Source organism: Blastococcus sp. HT6-4, from assembly GCF_039679125.1.
GTDB classification, from domain to species: domain Bacteria; phylum Actinomycetota; class Actinomycetes; order Mycobacteriales; family Geodermatophilaceae; genus Blastococcus; species Blastococcus montanus.
In genome coordinates this window covers 2,846,973-2,859,501 of record NZ_CP155551.1, presented here as the reverse complement: position 1 = coordinate 2,859,501, position 12,529 = coordinate 2,846,973, and the positions used below count along the sequence as shown (strand labels likewise).

The 12,529-nt window shown below is 76.0% G+C and carries 13 protein-coding genes; 10 read left to right on the top strand and 3 right to left on the bottom strand.

Features of this window, described 5'->3' with window-relative positions; all coding sequences use genetic code 11:
* Positions 1-226: 226 nt before the first annotated feature.
* From ABDB74_RS13645 to ABDB74_RS13620, 6 genes are all read left to right on the top strand, one after another.
* A complete protein-coding gene (locus tag ABDB74_RS13645) occupies positions 227-3,430 on the top strand; it encodes a carboxyl transferase domain-containing protein (RefSeq protein ID WP_346619197.1) in 3,204 nt (1,067 codons plus the stop codon).
* A 109-nt stretch (positions 3,431-3,539) separates the two neighbouring features.
* Complete coding sequence (locus ABDB74_RS13640; RefSeq protein ID WP_346619196.1) at positions 3,540-3,704, top strand: hypothetical protein; 165 nt, start codon at positions 3,540-3,542, stop codon at positions 3,702-3,704.
* A 111-nt stretch (positions 3,705-3,815) separates the two neighbouring features.
* Positions 3,816-4,481, top strand: a complete 666-nt coding sequence (locus tag ABDB74_RS13635) for a hypothetical protein (protein ID WP_346619195.1) — start codon at positions 3,816-3,818, stop codon at positions 4,479-4,481.
* 69 nt (positions 4,482-4,550) lie between these two features.
* Positions 4,551-4,691 carry a hypothetical protein gene (locus ABDB74_RS13630; RefSeq protein WP_346619193.1) on the top strand — a complete coding sequence of 47 codons (141 nt, stop codon included), beginning with the start codon at positions 4,551-4,553 and terminating at the stop codon, positions 4,689-4,691.
* A gap of 31 nt (positions 4,692-4,722) precedes the next feature.
* Positions 4,723-4,950, top strand: a complete 228-nt coding sequence (locus ABDB74_RS13625; protein WP_346619192.1) for a hypothetical protein — start codon at positions 4,723-4,725, stop codon at positions 4,948-4,950.
* Between the two features lie 23 nt (positions 4,951-4,973).
* Complete coding sequence (locus tag ABDB74_RS13620; RefSeq protein WP_346619191.1) at positions 4,974-5,924, top strand: D-2-hydroxyacid dehydrogenase family protein; 951 nt, start codon at positions 4,974-4,976, stop codon at positions 5,922-5,924.
* On the opposite strand, the gene ilvA is transcribed toward ABDB74_RS13620, so the two are convergent.
* The gene (gene ilvA / locus ABDB74_RS13615) at positions 5,921-7,201 is read right to left on the bottom strand and encodes a threonine ammonia-lyase IlvA (protein ID WP_346619189.1); all 1,281 of its coding nucleotides are present in this window, start codon (positions 7,199-7,201) and stop codon (positions 5,921-5,923) included. The genes ABDB74_RS13620 and ilvA overlap by 4 nt on opposite strands.
* Positions 7,202-7,333: 132 nt before the next feature.
* Here ilvA and ABDB74_RS13610 point away from each other — a divergent pair, with 132 nt between their 5' ends.
* A complete protein-coding gene (locus ABDB74_RS13610) occupies positions 7,334-7,822 on the top strand; it encodes a hypothetical protein (RefSeq protein WP_346619187.1) in 489 nt (162 codons plus the stop codon).
* A gap of 13 nt (positions 7,823-7,835) precedes the next feature.
* Here the strand turns inward: ABDB74_RS13610 and ABDB74_RS13605 are convergent, their stop codons facing one another.
* Positions 7,836-8,267: an ATP-binding protein gene (locus tag ABDB74_RS13605; RefSeq protein WP_346619186.1), complete on the bottom strand. Its 432-nt coding sequence runs from the start codon at positions 8,265-8,267 to the stop codon at positions 7,836-7,838.
* A 66-nt stretch (positions 8,268-8,333) separates the two neighbouring features.
* Here ABDB74_RS13605 and ABDB74_RS13600 point away from each other — a divergent pair, with 66 nt between their 5' ends.
* From ABDB74_RS13600 to ABDB74_RS13590, 3 genes are all read left to right on the top strand, one after another.
* Positions 8,334-8,696: an STAS domain-containing protein gene (locus ABDB74_RS13600; RefSeq protein ID WP_346619184.1), complete on the top strand. Its 363-nt coding sequence runs from the start codon at positions 8,334-8,336 to the stop codon at positions 8,694-8,696.
* Positions 8,693-10,921 (top strand): SpoIIE family protein phosphatase, encoded by a 2,229-nt coding sequence (locus ABDB74_RS13595; RefSeq protein ID WP_346619182.1) that lies wholly within the window; start codon positions 8,693-8,695, stop codon positions 10,919-10,921. The genes ABDB74_RS13600 and ABDB74_RS13595 overlap by 4 nt, the downstream gene beginning before the upstream one ends.
* A gap of 125 nt (positions 10,922-11,046) precedes the next feature.
* Positions 11,047-12,123 carry a DUF3048 domain-containing protein gene (locus ABDB74_RS13590; protein ID WP_346619180.1) on the top strand — a complete coding sequence of 359 codons (1,077 nt, stop codon included), beginning with the start codon at positions 11,047-11,049 and terminating at the stop codon, positions 12,121-12,123.
* A 12-nt stretch (positions 12,124-12,135) separates the two neighbouring features.
* Here the strand turns inward: ABDB74_RS13590 and ABDB74_RS13585 are convergent, their stop codons facing one another.
* Complete coding sequence (locus tag ABDB74_RS13585) at positions 12,136-12,462, bottom strand: hypothetical protein (protein WP_346619179.1); 327 nt, start codon at positions 12,460-12,462, stop codon at positions 12,136-12,138.
* Between the last annotated feature and the right edge of the window lie 67 nt (positions 12,463-12,529).

Genomic DNA, 12,529 nt, shown 5'->3' with positions numbered 1-12,529 from the left:
GCGGGCGGTTGATGCGACCGGTCCGGAACGCGACTCGCGGGCCGACCTCCGTCGATCCCGGTGGCGGTTCCGGCCCTCACCGGTCCGCAGCCACGGAGCGTGGTCGGCCACTTACTTGCCTTTCGCGGCGTGGATTCACTGACTGTCCACGATCATCTCCGCTGGGGCCGGTACACGGCAGTGACCGGCCCCACAGCCGCCCGGCGGGTCGTGCGAGCATCGCCGGGTGGCCCGCCTGCTGATCGCCAACCGCGGCGAGATCGCCGTCCGCATCGCCCGCGCCGCGGCTGCCGAGGGGATGACGTCGGTCGCCGTCACCGCCGCCGACGAACCCGAAGCCTCGCACCTCGCCGCCGCGGACGAGACCGTCGTGCTCCCCGGCAGCGGCCCGGCCGCCTACCTCGACGCCGCCGCGATCGTGCGCGCCGCGCTCGACAACGGCTGCGACCTGATCCACCCGGGCTACGGCTTCCTCTCCGAGAGCCCGGCGCTGCCGCGCGCCTGCGCCGACGCCGGCGGCCCGGTCACCGTGGTGGGCCCCGGCGCGGCCGTCCTCGAGATCGCCGGCGACAAGGTCCTCGCCCGGGACGCGGCGCGGGCCGCCGGTGTCCCGGTCCCCGGCGGCACCGGGGAGGACCCCGACCCGGGCGCCGTCGCCGACCTCCTCGGCGCCACCGGCGCGGTCATGCTCAAGGCCCGGCACGGCGGGGGAGGGCGGGCCACCCGCATCCTCCGCCGTGGGGACGACGTCGCGGCGGCCGTCGCGCAGGTGTCCGACGAGGCCCGCGTCGCCTTCGGTACCGACGCCCTGCTGGCCGAGGAGCTCGTCGAACGGGCCCGGCACGTCGAGGTGCAGGTGCTCGGCGACGACCGCGAGGAGGTCGTCGTGCTCGGCGACCGCGACTGCTCGCTGCAGCGCACCCGGCAGAAGGTCGTCGAGATCGCCCCGGCCCCGGACCTCCCGGAGCGGGTGCGCGGGAAGCTGCACGACGCCGCGGCCGCGTTCGCCCGGCACGTCGGGCTCCGCGGCCTGGCGACGGTCGAGTTCCTCGTGCCCGCCGATCATCCGGAACGGTTCACCTTCCTCGAGTGCAATCCGCGCCTGCAGGTGGAGCACACCGTCACCGAGGAGACCTCCGGGCTGGACCTGGTGCGGCTCCAGCTGCGGGTCGCCGCCGGGGCCACCCTCGGCGAGCTGGGCCTCGCCGGCGGCCCGCCCCGGCCGTCCGGCTGGGCCGTGCAGGCCCGCATCAGCGCGGAGACGCTCACCGCCGACGGCGCGGTCGTCCCGTCGTCCGGCGTGATCACCTCCCTCGTCCTGCCCGGCGGCCCGGGCGTCCGCGTCGACACCGCGGCGCGGGCCGGCACCGAGCAGAGCCCCCGCTACGACCCGCTGCTGGCCAAGGTGGTGGTCGCCGAGCGGCAGGGCGGGCTGCCCGACGCGCTGCGCCGGCTCGACCGTGCGCTCGCCGAGGTCGACATCCGGGGCGTCGCCACGAACACCGCCTTCCTCCGGGCCCTGCTGGCCCATCCGGACGTCGCCGGCGCGACCACCACGTTCGTCGACGACCACCTCGCCGAGCTGACCCCGGCTCCCCAGGAGGACGCGGAGCAGGAGGGGCTGCGCGCCCCGGTCCCCGGCACCGTCGTCGCCGTCGAGGCGGGGCCCGGCACGACGGTCGGGCCCGGGGGTGCGGTCGTCGTCCTGGAGGCGATGAAGATGGAGCACGTCGTCGCGCTCCCTGCCGGCGGCACGGTGCTCCGCGTCGCGGTGCGAGTGGGCGAGACCGTCCGCCGGGGTCAGCTGCTCGCCGACGTCGAGCACTCCGCGCCCGGCGAGCAGCGCGCCGGTGAGGCGCTCGACCTCGACGCCGACCGCCCCGATCTCGCCGAGGTCCGCCGCCGGCACGAGATCGGCCTCGACGAGCACCGCACCGAGGCCGTCGCCAGGCGGCACGCCCAGGGGCGGCGCACCGCGCGGGAGAACCTCGCCGACCTCGTCGACGAGGGCAGCTTCCTCGAGTACGGACCGCTGGTCTTCGCCGCGCAGGAGCGCCGCCGCAGCCGGGAGGAGCTCCAGGAGCGCACCCCGGCCGACGGCGTCGTCGGCGGGCTGGCCGACGTCAACGGCGCCCTCGTCGGGCGCGACCGCAGCGCGGCGGTCGTCGTCTCCTACGACTACACCGTGCTCGCCGGCACCCAGGGCATGCGCGGCCACCTGAAGAAGGACCGGCTGTTCGAGCTGGCCGAGCAGCGCCGGCTGCCGGTCGTCCTCTTCGCCGAGGGCGGGGGAGGCCGGCCCGGCGACGTCGACTCGGGACACATCTCCGCGCTCGACACGATGGCCTTCACCCTCTTCGGCAAGCTCTCGGGCCTGGTGCCGACCGTCGGCATCGCCAGCGGCCGCTGCTTCGCCGGCAACGCCGCGCTGCTGGGCACCTGCGACGTCGTCATCGCCACCGAGGACGCCACCATCGGCATGGGCGGCCCGGCGATGATCGAGGGCGGCGGGCTCGGCGTCGTCGACCCCGACGACATCGGCCCGATCGACGTCCAGCACGCCAACGGCGTCGTGGACGTCCGGGTCGCCGACGACGCCGCCGCCGTCGCCGCGGCCCGGCAGTACCTCTCCTACTTCCAGGGCCCGGTGGCCGACTGGACCGCCCCCGACCAGCGGGTGCTCCGGCACCTGGTGCCCGAGAACCGCAAGCGGGCCTACGACATGCGCGCCGTGCTGCACGCGCTGGCCGACGAGGGGTCGGTGCTCGAGCTCCGCGACGGCTGGGGGCACGGGACGATCACCGCGCTCGCCCGGGTCGAGGGGGCGCCGGTCGGCGTCGTCGCCAACGTGCCCACCCACCTCGGCGGGGCGATCGACGCCGACGCCGCCGACAAGGCCGCCCGCTTCCTCCAGCTCTGCGACGCCCACGGCCTGCCGGTCGTGTTCCTCTGCGACACCCCGGGCTTCATGGTCGGCCCCGAGTCGGAGCGGACCGCGACCGTCCGGCACTTCTCCCGGCTGTTCGTCATCGGCGCGAACCTGTCGGTGCCCATCGGCACCGTCGTCGTCCGCAAGGCCTACGGCCTGGGCGCGCAGGCGATGGCCGGCGGCAGCATGAAGGTGCCGCGGTTCGCCGTCGGCTGGCCGACCAGCGAGTTCGGCCCCATGGGCCTGGAAGGGGCCGTGCGGCTGGGCATGCGCCGGGAGCTCGCGGCCATCGAGGACGACGCCGAGCGCGCCGCCGCGTACGACGCCGCCGTCGCCGCGGCCTACGAGAGGGGGCGCGGCCTCAACGTCGCCGCCCACTGGGAGATCGACGACGTGATCGACCCGGCCGACACCCGGCGCTGGATCACCACCCTCACCCGGGAGGTGGCGGCGACGCCGCGGCCGCCCGGCCGGGTGCGCCCGCACGTCGACACCTGGTGACCGAGCGGGTGAGACTCGCGACCCTGCGGTTGGCGGGGCCCGAGCCGGGGCACGGAAGAGCATGATCAGCCGGCCGGCCCCGAGCCGGCGCGACGACGAGGAGGCAGACATGGGAATGATGCGGAAGCTCATCGCGTCCGGTGTGGCGGCGAAGGTGTTCCAGGAGGCCAAGAAGCCGCAGAACCAGGCGAAGATCAAGAAGTTCATCTCGGACTTCCAGAACAAGAACAGCGGTGGCGGCGGCGCCGGCAAGGGTCGCGGCGCGGTCCGCTGACCCAGGCGACCAGCCGTACGCACGACAGCGCCCCCTCCCCGGTTCCCGGGCGAGGGGGCGCCGTCGTGCGGTCGTCCCGGGGGCCGGAGGTGGCCAGCTAGCGTGCAGTCGGTGAAGACGCGGGAGGAGCGCTGGCAGGAGCGGCTCGCGCTGCCCGTCCTCGTGGCCGCCCTGGCCTCGATCCCGGCCATGTTCCTCACCGTGGCCGAGGGGACGCTCGGCACGGCCGGATACGTCATCGACATCGTCAGCGGCGTGGTCCTCGTGGCCGAGACGGTCATCCTCTTCGTCGTCGCCGAGAACCGGCGGGCCTGGGTCCGCGGGCACCTCGGCCTCATCGCGCTGACCGTCGCGGTGGTGATCGCCGTCGTGTTCGCGCTGGGCCCCGTCCAGGTCCTCCGGCTGGTGCGCACCGTCGGCGCCCTGCGGATCCTGCGCGCCGGCCGCATCGTCAAGGCGGCGCGCAGCGTGAGTCACCGCCTGGGCTTCACCGGCCGGCTGGCCCACGTCGCCGCGGCGGGCGCCGGGATCCTCGTGGCCGTGTTCGTCGGCGTCGTCCTGGCCGACCCGACCTCCCGCTCCCGCGACCTGCTGACCGACGTGCTCGGCGAGATCAGCACGCCGGTCATCGTCGTGCTCTCCGGGATCGCCGGGCTCGTCCTCGGCGTCGCCACCTACCTGCTCGCCCGGGACGAGGGCGCCGGCCCGGACGCCGAGGACGACGCCGACGACGACACCGACGACGACGCCGAGGACGACACCGCCGCCCGGGCGTGAGCGGGTCTGATAGTCGGGCCCCCCACGCATGGGCGGGCGCGGATCGGGCACCCATCCTCCATGGGAATCATGAGCAAGCTGACCAAGGGTGCCGCGGCCAAGAAGGTCATGAACGAGGCCAAGAAGCCGCAGAACCAGCAGAAGATCAAGGGCGCCCTCTCCAAGTTCACGGGCAAGGGCAAGAGCACCGGCGGCACCAAGCGCACCTGACCGCACCCGGCTACCGGAGAGGAGCACAGCGATGACCGAAGGCTCGATGACGGGCCGCCCCTACGGCGGCGTGAGCGATGCCTCGAACGAGGACGGGCTGCCCGGCGAGGTCCCGGAGAAGGACCAGGTCGGGGCGGCCCCGGAGCAGTCGCCGCGCGCGGCGCAGGGCGGCGTCATGTCCGACGACGTCACCCGGGTGCCCGACGGCGACGGCGACGAGCCGGCCGGCATGTCCGACGCCACCGGGCCGCAGGGCTGATCCGCGTCCGGTAGACCTCTGGCGTGCACCGCATCGCCGTCCTGGACGACTACCAGTCCGTCGCCGCCGCCTTCGCCGACTGGTCGCAGCTGCCCGAGCCGGCGGAGGTCGTGGCCTTCCACGACGCGGTCGGCGACCCCGACGAGCTCGTCGCGCGGTTGCGCACCTTCGACGTCGTCGTCGCCATGCGGGAGCGCACCCGGTTCGGCCGCGACGTCCTCGAACGGCTGCCCGAGTTGCGGCTGCTGGTCACGACCGGCATGCGCAACAAGTCGATCGACGTCGCGGCCGCCACCGAGCTCGGCATCACCGTCTGCGGCACCGCGGCATCGGCCACCGCCACCGTCGAGCTGACCTGGGCGCTGATCCTGGCCGCCCTGCGGCACCTCCCGCAGGAGGACGCCGCCATGCGGGCCGGGGCCTGGCAGCAGACGATCGGCGGCGACCTCGCCGGCGCCACCCTCGGCGTCGTCGGGCTCGGCCGGCTCGGCTCGCAGGTGGCCCGGATCGGCGCCGCCTTCGGCATGGACGTCGTCGCCTGGAGCCAGAACCTCACCGACGAGCGCGCCGCTGAGGTGGGTGCCCGCCGGGTGGAGCGGGACGAGCTCTTCGCCACCGCGGACGTCGTCACCGTCCACCTGCTGCTGTCGAAGCGGACCCGGGGCCTGATCGGCGCCGAGGACCTCGCGCTGATGAAGAACACCGCGATCCTGGTCAACACCAGCCGCGGCCCGATCGTCGACGAGGCCGCGCTGGTCGACGTCCTGCGCGACGGCCGCATCGCCGGCGCCGGACTCGACGTCTACGACGTCGAGCCGCTGCCGCGCGACTCGCCGCTGCGGGAGCTGCGCCGCGCCGTGCTCACCCCCCACCTGGGCTACGTGACCCGCGGGACCTACGAGGTGTTCTACCGCGAGGCGGTCGAGGACGTCGCCGCCTTCCTCGCCGGCAGCCCGATCCGGGTGATCGGCTAGATGAGGAAGCGGTAGGCCGTCGTCCCCGGCGCCACGAGCTGGATGCGCAACGGGCTGGCCTCGATCCGCTCCAGCAGGCCGGCCAGGCCGTCGGCGCTGCCCAGCTCGATGCCGGTCAGCGCCGCCCCGGTCTCCCGGTTGTCCCGCTTCACGTACTCGAACAGCACGATGTCGTCGTCGGGGCCGAGCACCTCGTCGAGGAAGCGGCGCAGCGCGCCGGGTTCCTGCGGGAACTCCACCAGGAAGTAGTGCTTGAGCCCGCGGTGCACCAGCGACCGCTCGACCACCTCGGCGTACCGGCTGACGTCGTTGTTGCCGCCGGACAGGAGGCAGACGACCGTCTGCCCGGGTCCGACGGTGACGGTGCCGCCGCTCAGCGCGGCCGACGACAGCGCGCCCGCGGGCTCGGCGATGATCCCGTCGGCCTGGTAGAGCTCGAGCATCTCGGTGCAGATCTGCCCCTCGGGCACGGTCAGCAGCTCGGCGCCGGAGTCGCGCACCAGCGGGTAGGTGACCGCACCGGCCCGGCGGACGGCGGCGCCGTCGACGAACGTGTCGATCTCGGGCAGCTCCACCGGCTCCCCGGCCGCCAGGGCGGCGGCCATGCTCGCCGCGCCCGCGGGCTCGACGCCCACCAGCCGGGTGCCGGGCGAGGCGATCCGCAGCCACGTGGCGCAACCGGCCAGCAGACCGCCACCGCCCACCGGCAGGACGACGACGTCGGGCGCGGTGCCCAGCTGCTCGAGGATCTCGACGGCGACCGTCGCCTGGCCGGTGACCGTCGACAGCGCGTCGAACGCCGGCACCGGCGTGGCCCCGGTGCTGAGCGCGTGCTCCGCGGCCGCGGCCGCCGCCTCGTCGTAGGAGTCGCCGGTGACCACCAGCCGCACCATGTCGCCGCCGAGCGAGGCGATCCGCTCGCGCTTCTGCCGCGGCGTCGTCCCCGGGACGAACACCTGCCCGTGCACCTGGAGGGCCCGGCAGGCGTAGGCCACGCCCTGCCCGTGGTTGCCGGCGCTGGCGGCGACGACGCCGGCGGACCGCGCGGCGTCGTCCAGCCGGCTGATGGTGTTGTACGCGCCGCGGATCTTGTACGAGCGGCCGACCTGCAGGTCCTCGCGCTTGAGCCACACGTCGGCGCCGGTCATGCCCGAGAGCCGGGCGTTGCGCTGCAGCGGAGTCCGCTCGGCCACCCCCGCCAGTCGGCGGGCGGCGTCGCGCACCTCGGCGGCGACGTCCTGGGTGGTGCGCGCGGCGGGATCGGCGGAGCGGCTCACCCGCCCATCGTCGACGACACGCCGTGCCGGTGCGGACGCAGGGTGGCGACCGCGAGGTGATCCGCCCCACGAGCGCCGTTCCCGCTCTACCGTCGTCGCCCCGAACTCCTGCAACGAGGCGGTGAGCGACCCATGGCCCGAGCCCTGGTCGTCTTCGAGTCGATGCCCGGTGAGATCCGACGGATCGCCATGGCGATCGCCCACGGGCTGGCGACCCGGCTGCCCGTCGACGTCGCCTGCGCGCGGGAGGCGCCGGTCCTCGTGCCGGGGGACGTGCGGCTGCTGGTGGCCGGCGGGCCCGGCCACCCACCGGCCGGGCCGGCCGCGCCCGCCTACGGCCTGCCCGAGTGGCTGGAGGCGGTCGCGCTGCCCCGGGGGGTGAACGTGGCGACCTTCGACCTGCGCCCGGACGAGCCCACCCGGTACACCACCGACGGCGCCATGGGGATCGAGGTGGCGCTGGTCCGCGGTCTGGGCGGGACCCCGGCCGCCCCGCCCGAGCACTTCGTCCACCCCGACCCGGACGGTCCGCTCGCCGAGGGGGAGGAGGACCGCGCCCGCCGGTGGGGGCAGGCGCTGGCCGAGCTCGTGACGCCGCGCCCGGCCGTCGCCCCGGGCTGACGGCGCCGGGCGGTCAGTTCGGGTCGAGCAGCCGCAGACGCGGTGGAGGGGCCAGCCACTTCTCGAAGGTGACCCGGTGCCGGCCGTCCTCGCCCTGGCCGAACTCCAACCGGTCGGTCAGGGAGTGCATGAGCTGCAGGCCGCGGCCCCGGTCGTCGGTGGGCAGGGTGCCGGCGTCCTGGGTGGCCGCGACGTCGAAGCCGTCGCCCCCGTCGAGCACGCTGATCCGGCACAGCTGCTCGTCGATGGCCACGTCGACCTGGTAGACGTCCTGATCGGCGGCGTGGTCGACGACGTTGGCGCAGGCCTCGGTGAGCGCCAGCACGATCTCCTCGACGACGGCCCCGGGCACCCGCAGGTGCTCCAGCGCCTGCCGGACCAGCCCGCGCACGAGCGGGACGCTGTGCGTGTCGGTGGGCAGCCGCACGCTGAACTCGACGTTCACGGCCGGTCGCTCCCTTCCCCCGTGGCCTACCCTCGGACGCCGGGACGAGGGGAGGGAGGTGCGCTGGTGTTCTTCGCGGTGGCACGGACGACGATCGCCGGGCGCCCGGCCCTCACCGTACGGGGTGAGCTCGACATGGCGACCGCACCTCGACTGGCCGAGGCCGCCGAGTCGCTGCTCGCCACCTCGCCCGCGGCGCTGGTCGTCGATCTCACGCCGACGGCCTTCCTCGACTCCTCGGGGGCGCGCACCCTGGTCGGCATCGCCCGCCGCGCCGCCGCGGCCGGGACGGCCCTGCACGTCGTCGCCCCGCCCGGCAACCGGCCGGTCCGGCTGCCGATCGACCTGCTCGACCTCGGCTCCGTCGTCCCACTGGTGGGTTCGGTCGACGAGCTCCCGCTCGCCGTGCCCGACCGCGACGCCCCGTGACGTCCGCCGCAGTGACCAGCCGCGGCGCAGCGCAGCGGTCCGTCGAGGAGGCGCTCCTCCGGTGCGCCGAGGAGCCGATCGCCATCCCGGGGGCGATCCAGCCGCACGGCGCGCTGCTGGCGGTCACCGAGCCCGACCTCGCCGTCGTCGTGGCCTCCGCCGGCGCCGACGCGCTCTTCGGCCGCCCCGTCCGCGGCGCCACCGTGGGCGAGCTGCTCGGCCCCGACGGCACGGCCCGGTTGCGGGCCGGCCTCGCCGGGGAGCTCGCCGAGGTGAACCCGCTGCGGGTGCAGGTGGCCGGCGCCGACGTCGACGTCCTCCTGCACCGCGCCGACGGGCTGCTGGTCACCGAGTGGGAGCCGGTGCAGGGCGCCGGGCAGGCCGGTGCCGCCTGGCACCGGCGGCTGCCCACGGTGCTGCAGCGGCTGTCGGCGACCGCCGGCCTCGACGAGCTGACCGCGGTGCTGGCCCGCGACGTCCGCTCGCTCACCGGCTTCGACCGGGTGATGGTCTACCGCTTCGACGCCGAGTGGAACGGCGAGGTGATCGCCGAGGACCGCCGCGCCGACCTCGAGCCCTTCCTCGGTCTCCGGTACCCGGCCGGCGACATCCCCGCCCAGGCCCGGGCGCTCTACGCGACCAACTGGATGCGGCTGATCCCGGACGCCGGATACCGCCCCGTGCCGCTGGAGCCGCCGGTCACCCCGGCCACGGGCCGGCCGCTGGACCTCTCCGGGGCGATGCTGCGCAGCGTCTCGCCGGTCCACCTGGAGTACCTGGCCAACATGGGCGTCGTGGCCTCGATGTCGGTGTCGCTGATCGACCGCGGGACGCTGTGGGGCCTCATCTCCTGCCACCACTACGCGGGCCCGCACCGGCCCTCCTACCCGGATCGGACGGCCGCGGAGTTCCTGGCCCGCACCGCCTCGCTGCTGCTGCACACGAAGGTCTCCGCCGCGGAGCAGGGCGGCGTGGTCGAGGTCGCGCAGCGGCAGGCCGAGCTGGCCGCGGCTGTCGGCCGGACGCCGCGGGCGCCGGCCGCGGCGCTGACCGGGGGCGACGTCACCGTCCTCGACCTGCTGCCCGCCGCGGGTGCGGCGGTGCGGCTGGGGGGCCGGCTGCACCTGCTGGGGACGACGCCGCCGGCCGACCGCGTGCTCCCGCTGGTGCGGGAGCTGCTGGACGCCGGCGTCCCGGTCACCGACGCGGTCGGCCGCGCCGTTCCCGCGGCGGCCGACCTCGCCCCGTGCGCCAGCGGCGTGCTCGCCGCCGAGGTGGGCGGCGGACGCGGGGACTTCCTCGCCTGGTTCCGGCCGGAGACGCTTCGCGAGATCACCTGGGGCGGCAACCCGTACACCCCGAAGACGGCGCCGGGCGACAGCGGCCCGAGGCTGAGCCCGCGCCGGTCGTTCGAGGCATGGAGCGAGACGGTGCGGGGGACGGCCCGGCCGTGGCGGGACCACGAGGTCGCCGCCGCCCGCGGCCTCGCCGCCCTCCTCACCGAGACCGCGCTCAACCGGGTGGCGGAGGACGACCGGCTGGCCACCGCCCTCCAGCGCACCCTCCTGCTGGAGGAGCTGCCGCAGCTGCCCGGCGTCGCCCTGGCCGCCCGGTACCGCCCGAGCGAGGACGACGTCGTCGGCGGCGACTGGTACGACCTCGTGCCGCTGCCCGGCGGCCGGATCTCGATCGTGCTGGGCGACGTCGCCGGGCACGGCCTGGCCGCCGCGGCGGTCACCGCCCAGCTGCGGCACGCCCTGCGCGCCCACCTGCTGCGCGCGCCCGGGCCCGCGGCGGCCCTGGACGGGCTGAACGAGGTGATCGGCGCGCTGCTGCCTGGCGAGCTCGCGACCGCCGTCGTCGCCGAGCTGGACCCGGCGACCGGGGAGGTCGTCGTCGCCAACGCCGGCCACCTGCCGGTGCTGCACGCCACCGCCGAAGGTGCGGAGTACCTGGCCGGGGGGCGCGGCCCGGCGCTGGGGCTGCTCGACGCCGCGGGCTACGCCGAGACCCGGCTGACCCTCGCCGGCGACGACCGGCTGCTGCTGGTCAGCGACGGGCTGGTGGAGCGCGGCGCCGGTGGCCTGGCCGCCGGCCTCGCGGAGCTGCGCGCCGCCGTCGCCGCCGGGCCGGCCGAGCCGCAGGCCCTGCTCGACGCGGTGCTCGACGCCCTCGACCCGCCGCGCACCGACGACGTGACCCTGCTGGCGGTCGCCCGCACGTGACCGGGACGTAGCGGCCCGGCCACGGGATGCGCGCTGCCCGGCGCGGGAGCGCCGGGGACGACGGTGTCCCGTCCTAGGGTCGCCGGGCGGCCGCGTCCGGCGGCCGCCGACCCAGGAGCGTGCACGTGGAAACCGTCCCCGTCCGGCCCGACCAACGCCGGTCCGGCGGCCTGGTCCGGCGGCTGGGTGTGGCGCTCGTGGTCGTCGCGGCCCTCGCCGGCTGCGGCACCGCGCCGGCAGCACCGGTCGCCGCACCGACGACCGCCCCGCCACCACCGCCACCGCCGCCCCCGCCGGTGCTGTGGCCGCTCACCGGGGTGGACAGCGCGGGGACGAGCATCGACCGGCCGGCGCTGGCCGTGAAGATCGAGAACTCCGTGTCCGCCCGTCCGCAGACGGGGCTGGGGGCCGCGGACATGGTCTGGGAGCAGGTCGTCGAGGGCGGGATCACCCGCTACGTGGCCGTCTACCACTCCACGCTGCCGGCCGAGTTGGGGCCGGTGCGGTCGGTGCGCCCCATGGACCCGGCGATCGCCGCGCCGCTGCGAGGGGTGTTCGCCTTCTCCGGCGGGCAGCGCCCGTACGTCGACGCGATCGCCGCCGCCGGGCTGCAGGTGCTCAGCCACGACGCCGGGGCGGGTGGCTTCCACCGGCAGGCGGGCCGCTCCGCACCGCACAACGTCTACGCCGACCCCCTGGCGCTCCTGGCCCAGGCCGACGCCGGGCACGGGGCGGCCCCGGGCGTGCAGTTCCCGATCTCGGCCGCGGCCGAGCAGGCGTCCGCCGCGGTGGCGGGCGCCCCGGCCGGCGTGCTCGACCTGACGCTCTCCGGGATCAGCCACCCCCGCTGGACGTGGAGCCCCCCGGACGGGCGCTGGCTGCGCGCCGAGGGCGACACCCCCGCGGTCGAGGCCGACGGGACCCCCCTGCGCGCCACCAACGTCGTGGTGCTCCGGGTCGACGTCGTGAACACCGGCTCCCGGGACCCGGCCGGCAACCCGGTGCCGGAGACGGTGATGGTCGGTGGGGGCGAGGCGCTCGTGGCCACCGGCGGCCGGACGCTCCCCGCCACCTGGTCGAAGGCCTCGGTCACCGAGCCGGTGGTGCTCGCGGCGGCCGACGGCGCCCCTGTCACGCTGGCCGCCGGCCCCACCTGGGTGGAGCTGGTGCCGAGCCGGACGGGCGCGGTCACCGTCCGCTGAGTCCGGCTGCGCTCAGGCGGCGCCGTGCGCGTGCACCCGGGCGTGCACCCACCCCGCGAGGCAGTACAGCGCGGAGTGCTGCTCGGCCGAGGCGTACCCCTGCTCGAACGCCACGGCGTCGAGCAGCGCGGCGCTGTCCACCTCGCCCCCCCGGAAGAAGCGCTCCAGCACCTGCCCGGAGTCGGTCGGGCTGACGAAGAAACCGGCGATGCCGAGCGCGACGGCGTCGGGCACCGCCAGGCTGACGGGGGCGTGGGCCATGGAGCCGCGGCGGTCCAGGGTCTCCTGGACGGAGGCCATGACCTGGCCCTCCGTGGCGGGCACCGTGGCCCGGCACATGATCCGCACTGTTCCTCCCTGGTCGGGTGATCCGGACAGGGAATGGAACGGCCGATCCTGTTCCGTC